Raw genomic sequence first — 23124 nt, 5'->3', positions numbered from 1 at the left:
TAGGGCACTGATGTAATACTTACGAAGTGGAGATTTGATGTTGAGAAATTTTAGTATAGTAACTGTGTTGTGTTTAACGATGTGTTTAGGTGCTTGTAGCAACCCTAAAGAAACTATCAATCTAGCGCAATTTGATCAGCAGATCCGCGCTTTAAACTGGTTTTCTGCCGGTAGCCCCAATACAGATGTTGAAAAGGTTATGCCTTTTGATGATGCTTACTTATCTCGTCGTCATGCATTACTTGAGAACCTCGACTATACAGAGCTTAGCCGAGAGAATAAACACACTTACGCCTACCTTAAAATTCAGCAGCGATATCCAGAGCGGTTTCTGATATGGCCTGCCCAAATCAATGTGCTAGAGTCGGCGGTCAAACACTTTTCCCAACAAGAAATAGATGCTTGGCTATCTCTGGCAAAATTAACACTGCAAACGGGCAGAGAAAGTAAGATTTTGTTATCTCGTATTGAAAAGGCACAGATCTTATCCTATCTGGAGTCCACATCTTACAACAGTAAAGCGGCTCGCGAATTAGCGCACTATTTACACACGTACAATACTCGCTCAGGGATCGGTTTATATCAACATCCCAACGGAAAAGAGTGGTATCAAAGCAAAATCAACTACTATACCGATGGTGTCTATGCGCCCTACGAACTTGCTGATATGTTGAGTCAGACAACGCAGAAAGTGTCTGAGCCAATTCGGCTTAATTGGCAAGCTAATGAAGAGTTGATATCCCAGCCTATGGCATTGAACCTGTTGGGCGATAAATGCGAGCCTGTTGCAGGTATGAACTGGCGTGATCTGTTTATCAATATCCGCAAAACGGTGTTAGAGTGTGGAACTGTACTAAGTAAAGAGCAACTATCTGTTGCAGCGACTCTCGCAGAGGTAGACATTGGTGTACATATGTTTGCTTGGTCTCAACAGCAAGCAATGCATAGGTTACAATCACGTTTAGTGATAGACGAAGCGCAAGCCTATGCGTTACTAAAAAATATTGTATTTTTCCCAGCTACAACACTGGTCTATTTACCTCATTTCAAGCGTCTGTAAGAACTTTTGCTGGGCTGCATTGGCTGCATCTTTGGGTGGCTGGGTCTTGTTCTAAAAGGGCTTCTTCGATTTCTTGTTCGCAATCACAACAAAAGCCAAATTGACCGATGTCGATTTGACACAATGCTGCTTCAATTTGCACAAGTCGCTGGTAGCTAGGGAACTGACTTGGGCAAATTTTCTCATTGATACTATCTATCCAGTCTGTCGGTGACGTACTTTCTAGTACTTCCGCGAGTTCTAGAATCACAGGATTAGTGTTGGTTTTTAAGTCTTGGATAAAGCTTGTTCTAGTCTGAACAAGCTCGTTCCGTAATTTTACTTGGCATTGCTTTAGTAGATTTTCATTCATGGGCAGGTTCTCCTCTGAATGCCCATTATCTAATGCAATCAGTTAGATGTTATGATTTGAATCAAGTGACGGAGATTTTGCGTATTTCTCAAGCACGGTAACGACATCTAATTTTGTTTTTAAACGTTTTATTTCTTCAAATAAACCATGTGCTTCAGGATATTGTAACTTTAAGTACCCTAGCCATTGTTTGGTTCGCGCAGAAAAATACTTTTCGCTGACATTCTCGTCCTGATGCATTGATGAGTTGAGAATGTGGTATACAACTTCTTGCCAGCTCAAGGGCTGGTATATTTTATTACTAGCATGTGCCTTGATTTTTGCTGCTAAGTCCGGCGTTGCAAGTGCGCCTCGACCAAGCATGAGGTCTTCGCATTGACTTTGCTGCTGGCATCTTAGTGCATCTTCAACTTGCCATATTTCACCATTGGCAACAACGGGTATGGAGAGTCGTTTGAGCAATGGAGGGATCTTCTCCCAATATGCCGGGGGTTTATAGCCATCGCGTTTCGTTCTTGCGTGGATAGCTAAACTTGATGCCCCTGCGCTTTGCACTGCATCTACAATTTCGCTACTGTTGGCGTCATCATCAAAGCCTAGTCTAATTTTAGCGCTGACAACGTGCTCTTCGGGGACCGCTTCCCTAACAGCCTTAATGATTTGGTAGATTTGTTCTGGCTCTTTGAGTAAAACGGCGCCGCCTTTACTTTTATTGACGGTTTTTGCTGGACAGCCAAAATTAAGGTCAATACCGTGAGAACCCAGTTTGACGGCTTTGCGCGCATTGGCTGCGAGTACGTGGGGTACTTGCCCTAACAATTGGATCCTAACAGGTGTTCCTGCTCGGGTTAAACCGCCATTCAGTAATTCTGGGCAGTAGCGCACGAATACTCTTCTTGGCAATGTTAAGTCAACAACTCGCACAAATTCGGTGACGCAAAGGTCAAACCCACCGAGATCTGTCAGTAATTCACGCATTTTAAAGTCGACAACGCCCTCCATTGGGGCCAATATAAGTTTCATCAGTACTGCACCAAAATAAAATTCGCGCTATTCTATATGAGATGGAGCGAATTATTAATATAAATCTTATCTGTTCCTCATACACAACTGCCCATTTGTGTGGCTCTACACTCAAAATAGAAAAACTTTGAAATTAGTTTTTAGGTAATAGGGTCTATTAAACGAACCCGAATTAATGATTGAGAGAAATAACGATGAATACAGTAAAGAAAAATTCTTTAGCCTTAACATTAACTGCCGCAGTTGCGAGCACTGCAGCACTTGCTTCAGGTGAAGCAAATGCAAACCCATTTTCGTACGAAGTATTAACCGCTGGCTATCAATTAGATGCAAGCGAAGGTAAGTGCGGAGAAGGCAAATGTGGCGGCGATGCAAAAAGCAAAGAAGGCAAGTGCGGCGAAGGTAAATGTGGCGGCGATGCAAAAAGTAAAGAAGGCAAGTGCGGCGAAGGTAAATGTGGCGGCGATGCAAAAAGCAAAGAAGGCAAGTGCGGCGAAGGTAAGTGTGGCGGCGCAAAAAGTAAAGAAGGTAAGTGCGGCGAAGGTAAGTGTGGCGGCGCAAAAAGTAAAGAAGGCAAGTGCGGCGAAGGTAAATGTGGCGGCAGCACAAAAAATAAAGAAGGCAAATGCGGCGAAGGTAAATGTGGTGGTAGCCACTAAACTAGGTTTGGCTACCTTGCAGAGATAGGAACTGACAGCGTGATAACGAAAGACACTTTTGGCAATGTTGGGCTGGGGCTACGTAGAGAAATGCTCGATGATTTACTTGGCGCCCCCCCAAAGACTATAGATTTTTATGAAGTTGCTCCAGAAAACTGGATGACACTAGGCGGAAAGTTTGCCGCTCAGTTTGCTCGCTTAACCGAGCAGCATAATTTTGTCTGTCATGGACTATCGTTATCACTGGGTTCCTGTGACGCACTTGATACTCAGTTCATCGCTGAGCTTAAAGTATTTTTTGAACAGCATAATATCAAGTGCTATAGCGAACATCTCAGCTATTGTTCGGGCAATGGGCACATGTATGACTTGATGCCCATTCCATTTACAGAAGAGGCAGTGTTACATACAGCTAAGCGGATCGCCGAAGTGCAAAATCGCCTAGAGAGACGAATAGCTGTAGAAAACGTGTCTTATTACGCAGCTCCTGGTCAACAAATGAGCGAAATAGATTTTACCCTTGCTGTTTTGCAAGAGGCAGATTGTGATTTACTTTTAGATGTAAACAATATTTATGTGAATTCTATTAACCATGGTTACGATGCCGAAGCTTTTCTTGCTGCGTTACCGTCCGAGCGCATCGCATATGGGCATATTGCAGGGCACTATGTTGAAGCGCAAGACTTACTAATTGATACACATGGAGCCGAAGTGTGTGACCCAGTATGGCAGCTTCTGCAAAAAGCGTACAATATCCATGGTGTGTTCCCAACATTACTTGAGCGGGATTTTAATCTTCCTCCAATGAATGAGTTGCTGACAGAGGTTGAGCAAATTCATCAAGCGCAGTTATTACATCAGAATGAACAAAGAGGAATTGCCTAATGTCGTTTCATCAAGTGCAAGCTGATTTTGTCGCGCATATTAAGGACCCTCAAAATTTTGAAAAGCCGTCTGATGTCGAAGAGCGAAGAATGCAAGTTTACAGGGAGCTATTCTTCAATAATGTTGAAGGGTTTATTGCCTCAGCATTTCCAGTTCTGAAAAGCTTATACCATAGCGATGATTGGTTGGCTCTGGTTAGGCTGTTTTTTGCGCAGCATAAATGTGAAACGCCATACTTTTTGGAGATCAGTCAGGAGTTTTTAAGGTATTTAGACGAAGAGTATAACACCACCGAAACTGACCCAGCCTTTATGTACGAATTGGCCCATTATGAGTGGGTTGAACTGAATGTCTCAATATTGAAGCGCGCTCAAGATGATGATCTCTTTGAGGGCGATATTGACGAGTCGGCCCCGCTGTATCTGTCGAGCGTCGCGCAATGTGTACAATATACTTACCCTGTGCATCAGATCCAAGCTGATTTCCAGCCAACGAAACCGCAGGGGGGGCCTTTTAGTTTTGTTGTGTATCGAGACTCAGATGAAGAAACGCGGTTTATCGCCCTCAACCCGATGACAAGCCTGCTGTTGGCTAGCATTGAACTAAGCCCTGGCATATCGGTATCCCAACTTAGTGCTCAATTGTCTGAGCAAATACCTGGCTTTAGTGCTAAGCAACTTGAAGTAGGCGCATTGCAAACACTGCAGCAGTTTACACAGTTGGGTATTGTGGTTGATAAAGTAAACAGTTCACCTTTATTGAAAGCCTAAGTTCTACTATGATATAGCCGCGAATCGTGCTAACTCCTTGTTTTTCCTTTAATAGGGTCAAGGCTATATTTTTAAAGGTAACTCTCATGTCAGAAACTGAACGTAAAGATCCATTTAATGTTAAGTACTTTTTTGTTTTTTTAGTCTGCTTTGTTTTTGTTGGATGTCTAAATGCGATCCTTGGTTGGATGACTTTAGGAAGTTAAAGGCCAAATCATACCCCCAGTTGAGGTAAAATTTATTTTGTGGGTCACTTCTTCATCGAGATTGGCCCATTTATTGAGCCCTTTAGCGTTTTTTCTTCGATTTTTACCCAATCCCATTTAAACTCGATCCTTTCTTGTTATAATCATCTCCTTTCTAAAATAAATCTGAAAAACGAACGATTATGACACAACAAAATTTGTCTTTGATCAAAAATAGCATCGCGACAGTACCTGACTATCCAAAAGCAGGTATTATGTTTAGAGATGTAACAACCTTACTCGCCAACCCAGAAGCCTTTCAAGCGACAATGGATGCATTTATTGACGCATACAAAGGTCAAGGGTTTGATAAAATCATTGGTACAGAATCTCGCGGGTTTATTTTTGGTGCGCCCTTAGCACTTGCACTTGGTATCCCTTTTATACCTGTCAGAAAACCAGGGAAGTTACCAAGAGAGGTTATCAGCCAATCTTATCAATTAGAATATGGTGAAGACACATTAGAGCTGCACAAAGATGCTATTGATCAAGGTGACAAGGTATTACTTGTCGATGACTTGTTGGCTACAGGTGGCACCATTGAAGCAACAGCAAAGTTAGTTTCACGCTTAGGTGGTTCTGCAACCGATGCTGCGTTTGTTATTTCATTGCCAGAATTGGGCGGTGAAGAACGTGTTGCTGCATTAGGTATTAATATTCTAAAATTAGTAGAGTTCGACGGCGAGTAATATTAATGAGCTATCAGGTCTTAGCGAGAAAGTGGCGGCCGCAATCATTCCATGAAATGATGGGTCAAGAACATGTAAAGCAGGCATTGATTAATGCCTTGAATGAGCAGCGGTTGCACCATGCTTATTTATTTACTGGCACCCGGGGGGTGGGCAAAACGACTATTGCTAGGATCTTTGCTAAAAGCTTGAATTGTGAGCAAGGCATATCTTCCACGCCTTGTGGCCAATGTGGGACGTGTGAAGAAATTGAGTCTGGCAAGTTTATAGATTTGATTGAAATTGATGCGGCTTCACGAACAAAAGTCGAAGATACCAGAGAGATTTTAGACAATGTTCAATACGCGCCGACTCGTGGGCGTTATAAAGTGTATTTGATTGATGAAGTTCACATGCTGTCAAAGCATAGTTTTAATGCTTTGCTTAAGACATTGGAAGAACCACCTGAACATGTCAAATTTTTGCTTGCTACCACAGATCCTCAAAAGTTACCGATTACGATATTGTCTCGGTGTTTGCAATTTAATTTAAATGCAATGGCTAAAGGCCAAATTGTTGAGCAGCTCTCAAAAATATTGCCGCAAGAAAATTTTCAGTTTGAAGAAGAGGCATTACATATTTTAGCAAAAGCAGCTGATGGCAGTATGCGTGATGCATTAAGTTTGACTGACCAAGCTATTGCGCAAACAAATGGTCATTTGACTGTTAACGCGGTTCAGCAAATGCTGGGGCTTATGGATAGTGCTCACGCTATGTTGTTAATGAGTGCTGTGCTTTGTCAAGATGGCAATGCATTGATGGCAGAGATAGACAATATTGCTCTTAAAAACGGAAATTTTGTCAGTGTGATAGATGATTTAATCGCTCTGTTACACGTGATCCAGCTTACCCAGTTGGTTCCGCAAGCAGCTCATGTCGGTCAATTTGACCAACAGCAAGTAAAAACATTGGCAGAGCAAATCTCAACGCAGACAGCGCAGTTGCTATATCAATTGCTTTTGAGTGGTAAAAAAGATTTAAATTGGGCGCCAGATGCAAAGCTTGGTTTCGAAATGGTTATGCTTAGGCTACTTGCGTTCGAAGGTACTGATTTTGCGCAATCAAATACGACAATACAGGCTTCGTCAACAGGACAACCTGTGGCAAAAAAATCTAAAGCAGGTGCTTTGCGAGATATACTAAATAACAATCAAAAAAAAACAGTTATCGAGCCGAAAGTAGCTAATGCGGAGCCGCCTCAATCTGCACCAATCAATACTCCGCAGACTATACCTGCGGAACCATCGCCTGCAGAGCCACCACTGACTACAGCTGCTCAGACGGCACAAATACCGAATACACAGCAGACTTTGCCTGCGGAGTCATCTCAGACTCCAGCAACTCAGACAGCACCAATATCGAATACACCGCAGCAGACTCAGGTGCAAGCTGTGCCAGCACAGATGCAGACACCTCAAAGTGCACAACCTCAGCCTCAGCAAGGGCATGTACATACAGCTGCGGGCCAAACAGGTATGACGCCAGAGCCCGCGAAGTTGGACTCGGCATCGCCGATACAAAGTGCTCAACAAGATGCTATGCCAGAGTATGAGCAACAGTACAACGACATTATGGCGCAAGCAGCTGCTCAGGGATTTAATGAGCACTCTCAGCAGTCGAGTTACTCTAGTGATAATTCAGAAGCTCAGCATACAGTGCACAATGATGCTCCTACGGGACAGCTGTATGCGCAAAAGCAAGGACAAGCACAATCTGCTATCGCAAAAATTTTACAGAACAGACAAATCTCTGGTGCAGGTAAATTGCTTGGAGGCAATGATACGCCAAAAAAGCTTGAATCAAGCAATCGAGATACTCAAGGTCAATTGCCACCTGCAAATATCGATGGCAATATAAATCATGATATGCCGACATCGAGAGCCCGGGTGGATCAATCTCAGGCCATATCAAATAGCAATCATCAGCCAGCGGTAACGAATGTTCCCCGCAGCGAGCCGCCAAGTCGTCCAAAGAAAGTTGAAATTACGGAGAGATTTAAAAAGGACGAGAGCAAGCTTGCACCTGAGTTGCTTGAGCAGCTCTCTCCTCAACCAGCAAAAGAGGACGTGCAGGAACATGTCATTGAGATGCCTATTCCTGAAAACTTTACAAGCCCAATAAGCAGTTTAAAATTTGCGTATGAAAAGGATGATTGGGCAAACTTGATTGAAAAAATGGCATTGAGTGGTCGAGTGAGACAGTTTGCTTTGCATGCCATGTATGAAAAACAAGGTGGCGTTTGTGTATTGCAGGCGGAACAAAGTCAACAGCATTTAGACTCTCCTATGCTGCGTGATAAGTTGCAACAGTCTTTTTCTCTGGCACTAAATGAGCCAGTAGAATTGAGGATGGAATTTATCGACAAGGTACAGGCAACCCCATTTTTGATCCAACAAGAAATAGATCAACAGCGCTACCTAGAAGCGGTTGATGCTGTCAATTCAGACCCGATCATCCAAACTATGGTTGCTGAGTTTGATGCAGTGGTCAACGAAAAATCGGTAAAGGCATTGTAATTGGTTACAATAGCCCTTATCTTTTAGCCAATTAAATTATTGAAGTAAGAGAGCACACTATGTTTAAAGGTGGAATGGGCAATATCATGAAGCAAGCTCAGCAAATGCAAGAGCGCATGGAAAAAGCCCAAGAAGAAATCAAAAGCTTAGAAGTAACAGGTGAAGCAGGTGCTGGCCTTGTAAAAGTAACTATGCTTGGTAGCCACAATGTCCGTCGTGTAGAAATTGATGAGAGTCTTATGGAAGATGACAAAGACATGATCGAAGACTTACTCGCGGCTGCAGTAAATGATGCTGTACGTCGTGTTGGTGAAGAAACGCAAAAGCGTATGTCAGAAGTAACCGGCGGTATGCAAATGCCTCCAGGCTTCAAAATGCCGTTCTAAATTAGATATTAGTAACTTATTCGAGTTATTTGTAGCGGTCCAAATTGCTCAACGGCAATCGGGTGAAACTACTCACATGGGCCGCTTTATCCTCTCATTTACGTATCACTCTAGATAAACAGATATGCGTAGGTCCAGTATCCTTTTCCCTACAGACTTTAAATATATAATTGGTGCATCCTTGATAATGATAGGGTGTATGTTACTTGGTTTCATTGGCGTACCTATTGAGCGACTGGGAATAATTGCGCGAGAAGAAAACTATCTCATTGGTATTGTTACAGCGCCATTTATTCATGGCTCTTGGTCACATCTGAGTGGCAACCTTATTGGCCTGTGGATCTGTGGTTACATTGCAAGTAGACAAGCAAAATTTAAAAGAGTCAGTGTTGCTATTGTAGTTATGACCGGTGCCTTAGTATGGCTTTTTGCAGGAGATGGTAATCATATCGGCTCATCAGGTGTGGTGATGGGGTATTATGGTTACTTATCAGGCGTCGCAGTATTTCAACGTCACGTAGCAAGCTTTATCAGTTTAATAGTACTCGCGGTGTTGACGTACTTAGCAAATATTAATTTTCTTGGAACTCTGTTTAATTTCTCCGAAAATATTAGCACAGAAAGTCATCTATTTGGGTTTTTAAGTGGTTTACTATTGGCATATGCCATTAGGTCAAAAAGTCTGAAAAAAACAGCTAAGAGCGAAAATTAAACGCTGTTCGACAATTTTCGGACAAATTGACAAGGTTGTAATTTAGATGTCTTTCAATCGGGCGTTTGATCACTTATCATCGCATTTTATTAAGAAAAGTCAGTGGTGTTTTCACACCTATTTGAGGATATATGCAGTTATCACCTAAATTGGCAGCCTTAGTCGAAGCGCTAAGGTGCTTACCTGGAATTGGTCCGAAGTCTGCACAGCGAATAGCATTTCATTTGTTGGAAAGAGACCGAGATGGAGGGGCTCAATTAGGCAACTGTTTAAGCCAAGCAATGCAGGATATTGGCCACTGCGAATCTTGCCGAACTTTTTCTGAAACACCGGTATGTGATATTTGTCAAAGTGTAAAGCGTCAAGATACGGGGCTGCTATGCATAGTCGAGTCTCCTACAGATGTTCTTGCGATTGAACAAACGGGTCAGTATACCGGATTATATTTTGTGCTCATGGGTCATTTATCTCCACTAGATGGAATAGGACCACAAGAAATCGGTTTGGACAAGCTCCAGCAGACTTTGCAGAAGGGCCAGGTTCAAGAAGTTATTCTTGCGACGAACCCAACTGTTGAAGGGGAAGCAACAGCTCACTATATTGCAGAGTTGTGTAATAATCTCAACGTAAAAGCGTCGCGAATAGCACATGGTATGCCTGTTGGAGGGGAGCTAGATTTGGTAGATGGCATGACGTTAATGCATGCATTTTCTGGCCGAAAAGTATTGTAAATATTACATTTTTTCTTAGATATTTAAGATGAATGCGACTTGAGAATAGTTTTTGAGCTGTGCTTGGTGTGCCAGTATATTTTGTTTAAAAGTTGTAAAATTAAAAGTTGCAATTCGGAATAGAGAAATTTATTATCTTGTGACTGATGGTATTTAAACGACTAGCGTGACCCAAAGCATTGTTATTTAAACTCACTTTTTTGGACCAAAGCTTAATTGAGCCTGACACATGTACAAAAAATGTGGGTAAGTTGGACACGCTATCTTAGATAGATACATATAAGGTTTTTATTGTGATAATGCTCATCGCTGCTACATTGCTTTATATTCTTGTTATTGCTATTTGCATTACTGTGATAGTGAAAGGCCACAGTTTGAATTTTATCGAAAAGAGAATAAAGAATGTAGTTGTAAAAGAAACAGCTGTGGAAGATAAAGATATTTCGGAAAAAGAATATCATCAAGCATATGAGATCGTGGATGATCTAGCCGTTGTGTTGGAGTGTAATAACGACATGGTTAAATACAATGGTGTTAAAAGTGTGTTTAAGCGAGTTGAAGCCTTTAGGGATCAAAAGCAGCATACAGAGCAAGAGCAGACTGCGCCTGTAGCTGAAAAAACAACAAAAAATAAAGCAGCCAATTTGTGGGTGGTTAAATAGCATTTTTGCAATGAATGTCCGTGTGATTGCTAAACACTCCCCGTGTTGAGTTGGTTGATTAATGAATAAGAGAGTGACTTAGATATTATCGGAAAAGTCTTTTCAAATACTGGTGTCAATAGGTATACCTTGCTCTGGTTTGAAATAGCTGGGGGCAACCAGAAAGTATTAGCAAAATTTTATGAATGAGTTTTTGGATACAATTTCTTGGATTATCGTAGGGCTTCAGTTTTCGGTACTTGGGTGTTTTCTTTACCTATTTAAAGAACGACGACGAGAATTAATTTTTGGTGGAAGTAAGAGCTTAAAAAACAAATCTGACCACGAGCTACATTCTTGCTTTTTAACGACTATAACCTCGGTGTTTTGCCTCCTTCTTTTCGAGCATCTACTCAACAGTTTACTTGATTTACAGATAGACAAAATGGTGCGAAGGCAAATATTTTACTTCATTTCCGCATGCGGTAACGCGTCGTTTATCATAGCACTAACTTTATTGCATGCGATCAGAGGGTGCACTTTCTCCCCAGTTGCCAGATACTCTTGTTACTTATTTCTGATTGGTATGTTGTTAAAAACAGCACAGTTATTGATGGCTGGTTATTTAGATATAACCTCATTTAAACACTACTATTCAATTTTGGTTTTGATAACAATCGTCTTGCAATTTTTCCTTATAGCAAAATATCCGTTTGATGTAATAATGAAAAAAAAATACGCAAAGGAATGTTAGGATGCCATTTTTAATTGTACTGCTTTTAATTCACTGCTTAGTGATCTGCTTCATTCTCGCTGCAATTATTAACGGCCATTCTCTGACTAAATTTGAAGAGAAGATCCGTGAACTATTTATTAAACCTACGGGTAATGAAGAGGTGCCTGAGGAGCTCTATGATGAAGCGTATGAGATTGTAATGGATCTGGGTAAAGCGCTTGAGATCGACAATGACATGACTAAACACGACGCTGTTCAAGTAGCATTAAAACGGGTGGAAGATTTTAGAGATGACTCTAAAGACTATCAACTAAAACAAAGCAATGATGAGCAAGAAAAAGTAAAACTAAAAGTGATTAAGTGAATTAATTTCAGGGTGGATCTTAGTACGTTTAAAAGCCCCTATACCTTTATCATTAACCAACCTTTTTGTTTTCTACACTGGCGTGTTTATCTAAAAATGGCTCTAAATCTCTCAATAAAATTTTGCCGCAACTGTCAAAATTGACTTCTTTTCCTCGTTTAAACCAACCTAAATGACAAATAAATAATAAACTTTCTTTTGCAGTTTGAATAAATTTTGATTCAAAGTCTTTACTAAACGGCTGAGTGCTATCTTTTTGGGGTGCTTCAGTGATTAAAGTGGTCGGATTGGGTTGGTCCTCGCCAGTGATCAGCCAACAGGCGTGATTTTCTGTCAGTGGATGCGTAAAGAACTTTTCAATAACTGACAAAGTAGGTTCCCTTTCCCCCTTCTCATACTTGCGATAGGAGGCTGTAGGTATATCTAATATCTCAGAAAAACTGATTTGAGATTCTTCCAATGAAACCCTTAGTTGTTTCAATCTTGTAGCAAAAGATGTTGACATATAACCCAATCCGATCAATTATTTACTCAGTTGACCCAGATAGCCTACATGAAATGATATAAGTTGTCTAATTGGGTCGGGGTTAATTTTAATCATTTTTTCTGATGTATGTATCTAGTGAGCTCACTATTTGCTCAATGTATATTGTTAAATTCAATGTCAGAACAATGATATAAATAATATGGATATGTTATGAGTATAATCTCTAGAAATGAGCGCTCTCGAAGAGCACAAACGCAAGACGCAAAGCGCTATATTCAAATGACAATACGTAGAATGCGTCAAGATATGAATTTGACTCAAGCCCAGTTAGGCAAAAGCTTGGTAACACCCGTTGATCAGGCGACTATCTCAAATTGGGAATCTGGCAAAACCGAGCTATCCGCTTCGCAACTTTTGGATGTTATGATGTTATTTGGCAAACCAAACTTTTTGATGCTACTGGAACAATGTGATATTGCTGAAAGTGCTTTTGATAACAAGAAAACAGCTTAGTCCCCCTGGCTCATATGATTCAAGTCGCTGTGCTATCTCGTTAGGTAGCACAGCTAAACTACGACAATTAGATCAGTAATCGCCACAACCTATCAAGTAGAAAAAATTTTTACTTTCCCCTTGAAAAATGACATCGAAGCACAATATATCGTTTCATAATACGATTAACAGCTTAAAACCCTGTATACCAAATAGATTAGGATATAGTCGATGTCTGATATTAAAAACAAAGAAAATCATCAGTTTGGAACAGATGTAGGTAAACTATTAAACCTTATGATCCACTCTTTATATTCAAATAAAGAGATCTTCTTACGTGAACTTGTATCAAACGCTTCTGATGCAGCTGACAAGCTACGCTATCTAGCTTTGCAAAATGGCGACCTGTATGAGGGGGATGCTGAGCTTAAAGTAAGAATAAGTGCTGATAAAGATGCTAAAACAGTTACCATTTCAGATAATGGTATTGGTATGACCCGTGAAGAGGTGATTAACTCTCTAGGTACAATCGCAAAATCTGGCACTGCTGAATTTTTCCAAAATTTAACTGGCGATCAAGCGAAGGACTCACAGCTAATCGGTCAATTTGGTGTAGGCTTTTATTCAGCGTTTATCGTAGCTGATGACGTAACAGTTCGTACACGCAAAGCGGGTGAGCAGTCTGCTGTTGAATGGCAGTCAAAAGGTGAGGGTGAGTACAGCCTAGCTGAAATCAATAAAGCTGACCGCGGTACAGAAATTATTTTGCACCTTCGTGAAGAAGAAAGCGAGTTTTTAGATGATTTCCGCTTACGTTCAGTTATCACCAAATATTCAGACCATATTTCAATCCCTGTTGAAATGTTCAAAGCACCGGTCCCTGAATCAGAAGGACCAGATGGTGAAAAAATAGAAGCTCAACCAGGTGAGTGGGAAGCAATTAACCGAGCAACTGCACTTTGGACGCGTGATAAGTCGGAGATCTCAGAAGATGAGTATAAAGAGTTCTACAAGCATGTTGGTCATGATTGGGAAGAGCCATTAACTTGGGCTCACAATAAGGTAGAAGGTAAAACTGAGTACACAAGCCTGTTGTATATTCCAAAGAAAGCGCCATTTGATATGTGGAACCGTGATCGCCAAACGGGACTAAAATTATATGTCCAGCGTGTATTTATCATGGATGATGCAGAGCAGTTCATGCCGAGCTATTTACGCTTTGTAAAAGGCTTGCTTGATTCTAATGATTTACCACTAAACGTGTCACGTGAAATCTTGCAAGATAACAAAGTGACTCAGGCAATTCGTAAGGGTTGTACGTCTCGTGTGCTGAAAATGCTTGATAGAATGGGTAAGAACAAACCTGAAGAGTATCAAACATTTTGGAATGAGTTTGGTCAAGTTATCAAAGAGGGTCCAGCAGAAGACGCTGCAAACAAAGAAGCAATTGCTAAGTTACTGCGTTTTAGTTCGACACATACAGATGAAAGCACACAAAATGTTGCGCTATCTGAATACGTTGAACGTATGCAAGAAGGGCAAGATAAAATTTATTATGTTGTTGCAGATAGCTTTGCAACGGCTAAAAGCTCACCGCATCTGGAAATCTTCCGCAAAAAAGGCATTGAAGTCTTACTTATGTCGGATAGAGTTGATGAGTGGATGATGGGGCACCTTACTGAGTTTGACGGCAAGCAGCTACAGTCGATTACACGTGGTGACTTAGACTTAGGTGACTTAGAAGATGAAGAGTCTAAAAAGGCGCAAGAAGAGAGTGAAAAAGAGGTAGCTGGGTTAGTTGAGCGCATCACTGAATCACTTGGTGACAAAGTTAAAGAGGTACGCTTCACACACCGTCTAACAGATTCTCCTGCTTGTGTGGTTGTCGATGACCATGATATGAGCTCTCAAATGCAGAAGCTCATGGAGTCAATTGGTCAATCAGCGCCAGAGAGCAAGCCAATATTTGAGCTTAACCCTGACCATCAGCTTGTTAAGCACTTGAACGATGAGCAAGATGAAGACAAGTTTGCTCAATGGTCAGAAGTACTATTAGATCAAGCACTACTGGCTGAACGTGGTAGCTTGAAAGACCCTGTTGGCTTTGTAACGCGCCTAAACAAGCTGATGCTAGATTTAAGTAAGTAAGAGAGATACTAGTCTACAATCAGTATTAGAAAGCGTCCGATTACTCATATTGGGCGCTTGCAATGACGATTTTTGAAACTGCTCCACAGCCGTTTCTCTTCAATTGAATCATTAAAAAGCCAGCGATAGCTGGCTTTTTTGTTTTGAGATCTACTTTTTAGTTGTGATTTAAAGCGTATCTAGTGACTTTATAACGTCAGCATAGTTGGGTTCAGAAGCAAGGTTGCCGATGAGTTGCTTGTATTTTACTTTATGATCTTTATCTAGGATAAATACAGCTCTACTCAATAAGCCCATATCTTTAATCAACAAGCCATATTGCTCTCCAAAGTTTCGCCATACAGCATCAGATAACGTTTGAACTTTATCAACGCCTTCTTGTTTACAGAAACGTTTCTGAGCGAATGGTAAGTCTGTACTTATTGTCAACATCACAATATTTGGGTACTGAGCTGCCACTTTTTCATTAAAGTATTTGGTTTGAAGGCTACAAATTCCAGTATCCAAACTGGGAACAACACTGATCACAACAGCTTTTCCATCAAACTGTGACAATGACACTGGTGTGAAATCGGCATTAACTACTTTAAAGCTAGGTGCTTGCTCTCCGACAGTAACACCAGAGCCAAGCAAAGTAACTGGTTTACCCCCAGCAGTAACTTTGCCTTTATCTACTTGGTTTTCGTCGAGCGCAGCACTGGCTGAAAAACAGCTCAGCGCGAAAATGGTTGTTGTAATAAAGGGAACTCTACGCATAACGTATTCCTTTTTAAATTTTTCGCAATTCACGACAGTGTATTATACTGATTTTATATAACCAAGCTTTGGTAGTAATTTGGATTGTAAATTAATCATGCATTGATTAACATATTTAATCTAAACACTGCTGTTTGATAACTATAATTAGAATTTTGGGTATTGTACCCAATATATAGAGAGCTTTTATGTCAACACCCATCCTAATCTGTGATGATTCCAAACTAGCAAGACGGCAACTTGCACGGTCTTTGCCTGATGACTGGGATATAAAAGTTGAGTTTGCAGAACACGGATTGGATTGTATTGAGAAAATAAAACAGATCACGCCTGAAATTTTGTTTTTAGATCTCAATATGCCACATATGGATGGTTATGAGGTATTGCAAGCGATACAAGAACAAGGACTGAATGTTCTGACTGTTGTTGTATCAGGAGATATACAGCCCAATGCACATCAACGTGTGATGGAGCTTGGGGCAATAGATTTTATTAGAAAACCGTGCGATGCAAAAAAGCTTGAAGAGATTATTACTCAGCATGGTATCAAAGACAAAGCGATCCGCGAGAGCCTAGTTCACAAGCTTGGCGAGCAAATTGAACCTGAGCTCAGAGATATTTACCAAGAAATTGCAAATGTCGCAATGGGCCAAGCTGGCGATTTGCTGGCTAGGTTGCTCAATGTCTTTGTGGAGTTGCCAATTCCTAACGTCAATGTTTTAGAAGTCAACGAATTACACATGGCCTTGCAAGCAATAGACGCAAACGCCTCTACATCTGGTGTGTGCCAAGGCTTCATCGGTGGTGGTGTTTCGGGAGAAGCATTGCTGCTATTGAATGATTCTAGCTTCAAAGAAATAGCGTCTTTGATGAAATATGGAGGTGAGTTGAACCAAAAGGTTGAACTCGAACTGCTGATGGACATTAGCAACATATTGATTGGTGCGATATTAACAGGCCTCTCTAAACAGCTCGATATGCCATTTAGCCAAGGACATCCCGTTGTTCTTGGGCAACACTGTGAGGTATCTGAGTTGGTAAAAGCCAATAAAGCAAGGTGGCAGAGGACCCTAGCAATTGAAATTAGCTATGGAATTGAACACCATAATATTAACTGCGACTTGATGCTACTATTCACTGAAGATTCTTTGAAGACGCTTAAATTTAAAGTCGCATACTTATTAGAAGATTAGAATTATGCCAGCTTCTGATTTTGATATGAATGAAATCCATTGGCTAATGGATATGTTTAACACAGTTGATGTTGGGCTGGTTGTTCTGGACCGAGATTATCGTGTATGTGTTTGGAATGGTTTTATGGAAAATCATTCTGGATTATTGCCTAGTGCAGTAAAAGATAAAGATGTATTCGATCTATTCCCGAGCATTGATGAGTCTTGGTTCAGGGGGAAAGCCGAGCCAGTTTTTGTCCTCAAGAATCGCTCTTTTACCATATGGGAGCAGCAACCATATATATTTCGCTTTAAAAACTACCGGCCTATTACCGGTAAAGCTGAATATATGTATCAAAACGCAACGTTTATTCCATTGACAACGTTAACAGGGGATGTCGGTCACATATGTGTGATCCTCTATGATGTCACAGATGAAGCAATGAATAAGCTAGAGTTGGAAAAAGCAAACAAAACGCTTGAGGAAATGAGCCGTACAGATGCTCTGACTAAATTATCGAATAGAGGGTATTGGGAAGAGTGCTCGCGGACTGAATTTAAACGTTTAAAGCGCAATAATGGTTGTAGTTGTTTGTTGATGTTTGATATAGATTTTTTCAAAAAAATTAACGACGAGTATGGCCATAGTGGCGGAGACGAGGCGATACGTCATATCTCTGACCTTTTAAAGAAAACGCTGCGTGAAACAGATGTTGCTGGTCGATATGGCGGTGAAGAGTTTGCAGTTACGCTTGTCGATACCGATGCGGATGGGGCATTGATTTTTGCAGAGCGTTTGCGAAGCATGATAGAAAACTCAGTGATCTATTATGACAAGAAAGAAATTAGATTGACTGTGAGCCTTGGCATCGCTTGTTACGACAATAGCTTTGACAAGCATGAGCAGTGGATCGAAGCGACAGATTCTGCTCTTTATCATTCAAAAGAAACTGGTAGGAACAAAGTTACCGTATATGATCCGTCGATGTCTCAGTAGACGAAATACAGTGCTCAATAGGCTAATTGAGCACTGTAATGGTTATTAAACCCCAAAGTTGCGAGTCAGGCCTAAATCTTCTCAAACCGCTTCTCTGTGTCCGATATAACGAAATTCACTTCTACTAATGAAATCAGGTTTTGATAAGACCTTTAAAAAATCCAAGGCATGTAAAGGCTGCTGTCAATACCCGTTAATTGGATGTTCTTCTTCGACAGACGGCTGATTGAGTTTAACTTTACCGAATCTAAGCTTTTTAGTTAACGATATTAACTACATTTGTATGGTAATAGTTTAATGAAATATATTTCGTAACACTCAAACATATGCAGCGGACGTGTAGGGTGTACTTGGCATTACTAGAGTAATAAATGAAAAATGTGCGTCAGGACAGGCAAGCAAACAACACACGAGGGTAACTCGTGTGTTGTCAGGCTAATCACTTTCGGGGTTTTCTAACGGGCACTGGCCAAGAGTTGTCACGCTACCATCCTCTTCAGCTTGTTCTAATCTAACTTCAAACCCCCATAGACGATAGAGATGTTTGAGCACTTCAATTTTTGAATCTGCTAACGGAATCTTATCTTGAGGGACGTACCTTAAAGTCAAAGATCGGTCCCCACGAACGTCTACTTTATAAACTTGTATATTTGGTTCATTGTTACTGAGGTTATAATGTGCCGATAGGCTGCTTCTAACTTTCTGGTAACCCGCTTCGTCATGAATAGCCTTAACTTCAAGATGAGGTGAGGACTCTTTGTCTAATATGGTAAATAACTTAAAGTCACGGATTATCTTGGGGGATAAGAACTGACTGACAAAGCTTTCATCTTTAAAGTTTTCCATCGCGAAATGCAGTGTATCTAGCCAGTTTTTACCTGCAAATTCAGGAAACCACTGTCTATCTTCTTCTGTGGGGTTTTCACATATACGTCTTATGTCCACCATCATATTGAACCCCAATGCATAGGGGTTTATTCCCGAATAAAACTTACTGTTATAGGGGGGTTGATAAACCACATTAGTATGGCTCTGTAGGAACTCAAGCATAAATGCATCGCTTAATTTTCCTTCATCATACAGGTGATTGAGAATGGTGTAGTGCCAAAAGGTTGCCCACCCTTCGTTCATGACCTGAGTTTGTCTTTGAGGATAAAAATATTGAGATATCTTTCTTACGATACGTATGATTTCGCGTTGCCATGACTCGAGCAAAGGGGCATTTTTCTCAATGAAATAGAGTATATTTTCCTGTGGCTCTGATGGGAAGTGTGGTAAATCCTCAGTGTCTTCCTGTTTGCTTTTAGGAATGGTTTTCCACAATTCATTAACTTGGGATTGAAGATAATCTTCACGTTCTTTTTGACGTTTTTGTTCCTCAAATAACGAAATTTGCTGTGGCCTTTTGTACCTATCAACACCATAATTCATCAGTGCATGACAAGAATCTAGTAAATTTTCGACTTCCTCGATGCCGTATTTTTGTTCGCATTCGGCGACATAGTTTTTTGCAAAGACCAGATAATCAATGATAGAAGACGCATCAGTCCAGGTTTTAAATAAATAGTTACCTTTAAAAAAAGAGTTGTGGCCGTAACAAGCATGTGCCATCACGAGTGCTTGCATTGGCAATGTGTTTTCTTCCATTAAGTAAGCAATACAGGGATCTGAGTTAATGACTATCTCGTATGCGAGCCCCATTTGCCCACGTTTATAATTTTGTTCCGTCTGGATGAATTTTTTACCATAAGACCAGTGCGCATAACCGATGGGCATACCTACACTAGAGTATGCATCCATCATCTGCTCTGCGGTGATCACTTCAATTTGATTGGGGTAAGTATCAAGCCGATAGTGCTCCGCTACACGAGCAATTTCGGCTTGATACAGTTCTAATCTTTCAAAAGTCCAATCTGGACCATCATTTAAAGGGTTGTAGGTCATTTGCGCTTCCCCTCTTTGTTATGCTGCACCTTGCTGCTTTTGCCGGTTCTTTTTAAATAACTCTCTGAAGATTGGGTAAATGTCTTCTACTGAGCGTATGTGCTGCATAGCAAAATTATTATAAGCTGCAGATAGCCCTTGGTATTCTCTCCATAGGCTCTGATGTGCTCTTGTCGTGATTTCTATATAGGCGTAATAACGCACCACTTTGAGCAGTTTATTTGCAAGGATATCGGTACAGTGTGGCGAGTCGTCTGCCCAATTGTCACCATCTGACGCTTGTGCTGCATAGATATTCCAATCCCCTTGTGAATAGCGCTCTGCAACTATTTCATCCATCAACTTCAACGCACTTGAAACAATTGTGCCACCTGTCTCTTGAGAGTAAAAAAATTCCTGTTCATCAACTTCTTTTGCTTGCGTGTGATGCCTAATGTAAACAACCTCAATGTCTTTATAAGTACGCGTTAAAAATTGATACAACAAAATGTAAAATCTCTTTGCCATATCTTTTGTTGCTTGGTCCATAGATCCAGATACGTCCATTAAACAAAACATAACTGCTTTGCTCGTTGGGTGTGGACGCTTTTCATAATTTCTAAATCTAAGATCATAGTTGTCAATGAAAGGCACTGCCGCAATTCGTCTCCGTAATGATTCAATTTCAGCTTCGATCGTTTCAATTTGATGCTGAGGTGGAACAGGTTCAGCCAATAGCAGCTCAAGCTCAGTTTCGAGCTCCTTTAAGCGGCTACGTTTACTGGCTGTCATTGCTATCCGTCTTGCGATCGAGCCTTTTAGTGAACGCACTATGTCTAAATTACTTGGCATCCCGTCATTACAGAAACCCGCGCGGTGTATTTTCATTTGCACGAGCTTGTCTAACTGGCTCTTTTGCAAGTTTGGCAGTTCTAGATCTTCAAATAAGAGGTCTAAATACTCATCCTTTGAAATAGAAAACACAAAGTCGTCTTGTCCCTCACCTTGATCACTGGCATTGCCTTCACCTGCGCCCCCTCCTTGACCGGAAGGAGGGCGCTGTATTTTGTCACCAGTACTAAATTGATCATTGCCTGGATGTATATGTTCCCTATTTCCCCCTTTACCTTGGTGAAATACAGGTTCACTAATATCTCGTTGTGGTATAGATATGCTTTCTCCACTGCTAATATCCGTCACACTTCGTTTGTTTATCGCATCCGAAACCGCTTCTTTAATCTGCTTTTTATAGCGTCTTATAAAGCGCTGCCTGTTAGGCGTGCTTTTGTTTTTACCGTTCAATCTTCGATCGATGAAATGTGCCATTGACCATCCTCCAATCGTTAGATTACTGTGATTTTCTAACTCTCAAATACCATTCAGAAAGTAGTCGAACCTGCTTCTGGGTATATCCTTTTTCCATCATCCGATTGACAAAGTCTTCATGTTTTTTCTGGTCTTCAGCAGACGTCTTGGCATTGAAAGAAATAACGGGCAGTAAATCTTCAGTGTTAGAGAACATTTTTTTCTCTATTACTGTTCTTAGTTTTTCATAGCTAGTCCATACCGGGTTTTCACCGTTGTGATGGGCTCTAGCACGTAGAACAAAGTTGACGATTTCATTTCTGAAATCTTTTGGATTTGAGATGCCCGCAGGCTTTTCAATCTTCTCAAGTTCAGCGTTTAAAGCTGCTCTATCAAAAAGCTGCCCAGTATCTGGGTCCCGATATTCTTGGTCTTGGATCCAAAAGTCAGCATAGGTGACATATCTATCAAAAATGTTTTGTCCGTATTCTGAGTAGGACTCAAGATAAGCTGTTTGTAACTCCTTACCAATAAATTCGACATATTGAGGAATTAAGTAACCTTTTAAGTGACTTAAATATCGCTCTTGCACTTCAGCACTAAATTGTTCACGCTCGATTTGTTGTTCTAAGACGTAGAACAGGTGTACTGGATTGGCTGCAACTTCTGCGTGGTCAAAGTTAAAAACGCGCGACAATATTTTAAATGCGAATCGAGTGGATAAACCATTCATTCCTTCATCTACACCCGCATAGTCTCGATATTCTTGATAAGACTTTGCTTTTGGATCTGTGTCTTTCAAGCTCTCGCCATCATAAACACGCATTTTAGAATAAATACTTGAGTTTTCTGGCTCTTTGATTCGAGAAAGCGAAGAGAATTTTGCTAATGTCTCGAGTGTTCCTGGCGCACACTGCGCATCTTTGAGCTCACTATTCTCGAGCAGTTTTTTGTATATTTTAACTTCTTCCGATACCCGCAAGCAGTATGGCACCTTGACGATAAAGACGCGGTCTAAGAAGGCTTCGTTATTTTTATTGTTTTTGAATGTTTGCCATTCGGACTCATTTGAGTGGGCAAGGATAATACCGCTAAATGGCAGCGCTGAAATGCCTTCTGTGCCGTTATAATTGCCTTCTTGTGTTGCGGTAAGTAGAGGATGCAGCACCTTGATAGGTGCTTTGAACATTTCTACGAATTCCATGAGTCCCTGATTTGCTAAGCACAATGCCCCTGAGTATGCATAAGCGTCGGGATCGTTTTGTGCAAAGTGTTCAAGCTTTCTAATATCAACTTTACCTACCAACGCCGAAATGTCCTGATTATTCTCATCACCGGGCTCTGTTTTTGCGATGGCGACTTGATCCAAAATAGAAGGGTAGCGTTTTACAACTTTAAACTTACTTATATCTCCGTTGAATTCATGGAGACGTTTAGTTGCCCAAGGCGACATCACTGTTTTTAGATAGCGTTTAGAGATCCCATATTCTTTCTCTAGTAACTCACCATCTTCTTGCGGGTTAAATAGACTAAGCGGGTGGTCATTGACCGGAGAGCCTTTAATTGCGTATACAGGCACTTGTTGCATTAGGTACTTCAATTTTTCCGCGATTGAAGACTTACCACCACCAACCGGTCCTAATAAATAGAGTACTTGTTTACACTCTTCTAATCCTTGGGCTGCATGTTTGAGGTATGAGACGATTTGCTCAATGGCATCTTCCATACCATAAAATTCGTTGAAAGCAGGGTAACGTGCTATGACCCGATTTGAAAACAGTCGACTTAACCTCGCGTCCGTCGAGGTGTCTATCATTTCAGGCTCACCGATGGCCATGAGCAACCGTTCAGGCGCACTGGCGTAAGCTGCCTTATCCTCTTTACAGATTTCAAGAAATTCAGCAATTGTGAATTCTTCTTCTTTTGCTGCTTCGTATCGGGATTGGTAATGCTCAAATATTGTCATATCAAACTCCAATAACCAGTTAAATTAAATGCGTGGGCTAAAATGCAAGGCGTACTTAAAGCTTAGTCTT

The 23124-nt window shown here is 40.9% G+C and carries 22 protein-coding genes; 15 read left to right on the top strand and 7 right to left on the bottom strand.

All coding sequences use genetic code 11. The annotated features are described in order from the left end of the window. Positions 1 to 37: 37 nt before the first annotated feature. The gene (locus MHN81_RS03610; protein WP_239425050.1) at positions 38 to 1060 is read left to right on the top strand and encodes a hypothetical protein; all 1023 of its coding nucleotides are present in this window, start codon (positions 38 to 40) and stop codon (positions 1058 to 1060) included. Here MHN81_RS03610 and MHN81_RS03605 read toward each other — a convergent pair. Both MHN81_RS03605 and MHN81_RS03600 read right to left on the bottom strand, forming a co-directional pair. Next, positions 1047 to 1412, bottom strand: coding sequence for a hypothetical protein (locus MHN81_RS03605; protein ID WP_023402246.1), 366 nt, complete (start codon positions 1410 to 1412; stop codon positions 1047 to 1049). The two genes, MHN81_RS03610 and MHN81_RS03605, sit on opposite strands and share 14 nt — an antisense overlap. Before the next feature lie 42 nt (positions 1413 to 1454). Continuing rightward, on the bottom strand, positions 1455 to 2435 hold the full coding sequence (locus MHN81_RS03600; RefSeq protein WP_239425049.1) for a tRNA-dihydrouridine synthase: 981 nt from the start codon (positions 2433 to 2435) through the stop codon (positions 1455 to 1457). 194 nt (positions 2436 to 2629) lie between these two features. On the opposite strand from MHN81_RS03600, the gene MHN81_RS03595 reads away from it, so the two are divergent. From MHN81_RS03595 to MHN81_RS03550, 10 genes are all read left to right on the top strand, one after another. Continuing rightward, a complete protein-coding gene (locus MHN81_RS03595) occupies positions 2630 to 3094 on the top strand; it encodes a hypothetical protein (protein ID WP_063383341.1) in 465 nt (154 codons plus the stop codon). A 39-nt stretch (positions 3095 to 3133) separates the two neighbouring features. Further along, positions 3134 to 3979 carry a DUF692 domain-containing protein gene (locus MHN81_RS03590; RefSeq protein ID WP_343224723.1) on the top strand — a complete coding sequence of 282 codons (846 nt, stop codon included), beginning with the start codon at positions 3134 to 3136 and terminating at the stop codon, positions 3977 to 3979. Further along, positions 3979 to 4749: a putative DNA-binding domain-containing protein gene (locus tag MHN81_RS03585; protein ID WP_239425048.1), complete on the top strand. Its 771-nt coding sequence runs from the start codon at positions 3979 to 3981 to the stop codon at positions 4747 to 4749. Before MHN81_RS03590 ends, MHN81_RS03585 begins: the two co-directional genes overlap by 1 nt. Positions 4750 to 5137: 388 nt before the next feature. Beyond that, complete coding sequence (apt, locus tag MHN81_RS03580; protein ID WP_023402239.1) at positions 5138 to 5683, top strand: adenine phosphoribosyltransferase; 546 nt, start codon at positions 5138 to 5140, stop codon at positions 5681 to 5683. A gap of 5 nt (positions 5684 to 5688) precedes the next feature. Then, positions 5689 to 8238, top strand: coding sequence for a DNA polymerase III subunit gamma/tau (gene dnaX / locus MHN81_RS03575; protein WP_239425047.1), 2550 nt, complete (start codon positions 5689 to 5691; stop codon positions 8236 to 8238). Between the two features lie 59 nt (positions 8239 to 8297). Continuing rightward, positions 8298 to 8624 (top strand): YbaB/EbfC family nucleoid-associated protein, encoded by a 327-nt coding sequence (locus MHN81_RS03570; protein ID WP_010368987.1) that lies wholly within the window; start codon positions 8298 to 8300, stop codon positions 8622 to 8624. A gap of 187 nt (positions 8625 to 8811) precedes the next feature. Then, entirely contained in the window at positions 8812 to 9336 is a 525-nt protein-coding gene (locus MHN81_RS03565) for a rhomboid family intramembrane serine protease (RefSeq protein ID WP_023402237.1), read from the top strand. A 131-nt stretch (positions 9337 to 9467) separates the two neighbouring features. Next, complete coding sequence (gene recR, locus MHN81_RS03560) at positions 9468 to 10067, top strand: recombination mediator RecR (RefSeq protein ID WP_023402236.1); 600 nt, start codon at positions 9468 to 9470, stop codon at positions 10065 to 10067. A gap of 293 nt (positions 10068 to 10360) precedes the next feature. Then, a complete protein-coding gene (locus tag MHN81_RS03555; protein ID WP_155250836.1) occupies positions 10361 to 10729 on the top strand; it encodes a hypothetical protein in 369 nt (122 codons plus the stop codon). Positions 10730 to 11463: 734 nt separating this feature from the next. Beyond that, positions 11464 to 11808: a hypothetical protein gene (locus MHN81_RS03550; protein WP_239425046.1), complete on the top strand. Its 345-nt coding sequence runs from the start codon at positions 11464 to 11466 to the stop codon at positions 11806 to 11808. Positions 11809 to 11860: 52 nt separating this feature from the next. On the opposite strand, the gene MHN81_RS03545 is transcribed toward MHN81_RS03550, so the two are convergent. Continuing rightward, the gene (locus MHN81_RS03545; protein WP_023402232.1) at positions 11861 to 12313 is read right to left on the bottom strand and encodes a helix-turn-helix transcriptional regulator; all 453 of its coding nucleotides are present in this window, start codon (positions 12311 to 12313) and stop codon (positions 11861 to 11863) included. 192 nt (positions 12314 to 12505) lie between these two features. On the opposite strand from MHN81_RS03545, the gene MHN81_RS03540 reads away from it, so the two are divergent. Beyond that, a complete protein-coding gene (locus tag MHN81_RS03540) occupies positions 12506 to 12808 on the top strand; it encodes a helix-turn-helix transcriptional regulator (RefSeq protein ID WP_023402231.1) in 303 nt (100 codons plus the stop codon). A gap of 210 nt (positions 12809 to 13018) precedes the next feature. Beyond that, positions 13019 to 14935 (top strand): molecular chaperone HtpG, encoded by a 1917-nt coding sequence (gene htpG, locus MHN81_RS03535; protein ID WP_023402230.1) that lies wholly within the window; start codon positions 13019 to 13021, stop codon positions 14933 to 14935. Between the two features lie 168 nt (positions 14936 to 15103). On the opposite strand, the gene tpx is transcribed toward htpG, so the two are convergent. Beyond that, positions 15104 to 15691 carry a thiol peroxidase gene (tpx, locus tag MHN81_RS03530; protein WP_023402229.1) on the bottom strand — a complete coding sequence of 196 codons (588 nt, stop codon included), beginning with the start codon at positions 15689 to 15691 and terminating at the stop codon, positions 15104 to 15106. A 188-nt stretch (positions 15692 to 15879) separates the two neighbouring features. Here tpx and MHN81_RS03525 point away from each other — a divergent pair, with 188 nt between their 5' ends. Next, positions 15880 to 16884, top strand: coding sequence for a response regulator (locus MHN81_RS03525; RefSeq protein ID WP_023402228.1), 1005 nt, complete (start codon positions 15880 to 15882; stop codon positions 16882 to 16884). 4 nt (positions 16885 to 16888) lie between these two features. Continuing rightward, the gene (locus MHN81_RS03520) at positions 16889 to 17860 is read left to right on the top strand and encodes a sensor domain-containing diguanylate cyclase (protein WP_023402227.1); all 972 of its coding nucleotides are present in this window, start codon (positions 16889 to 16891) and stop codon (positions 17858 to 17860) included. A gap of 435 nt (positions 17861 to 18295) precedes the next feature. On the opposite strand, the gene MHN81_RS03515 is transcribed toward MHN81_RS03520, so the two are convergent. The 3 genes from MHN81_RS03515 to MHN81_RS03505 are packed head-to-tail and all read right to left on the bottom strand — an operon-like array spanning position 18296 to position 23054. After that, complete coding sequence (locus tag MHN81_RS03515; protein WP_023402226.1) at positions 18296 to 19804, bottom strand: SpoVR family protein; 1509 nt, start codon at positions 19802 to 19804, stop codon at positions 18296 to 18298. Positions 19805 to 19822: 18 nt separating this feature from the next. Beyond that, positions 19823 to 21109 carry a YeaH/YhbH family protein gene (locus MHN81_RS03510; RefSeq protein ID WP_239425045.1) on the bottom strand — a complete coding sequence of 429 codons (1287 nt, stop codon included), beginning with the start codon at positions 21107 to 21109 and terminating at the stop codon, positions 19823 to 19825. Positions 21110 to 21131: 22 nt separating this feature from the next. Further along, entirely contained in the window at positions 21132 to 23054 is a 1923-nt protein-coding gene (locus MHN81_RS03505) for a PrkA family serine protein kinase (protein WP_023402224.1), read from the bottom strand. Positions 23055 to 23124: the final 70 nt, after the last annotated feature.

Origin of the sequence: Pseudoalteromonas sp. Of7M-16 (genome assembly GCF_022347805.1) — a bacterium.
Classification (GTDB): domain Bacteria; phylum Pseudomonadota; class Gammaproteobacteria; order Enterobacterales; family Alteromonadaceae; genus Pseudoalteromonas; species Pseudoalteromonas luteoviolacea_F.
This window is presented reverse-complemented; position numbering and strand designations above follow the sequence as displayed.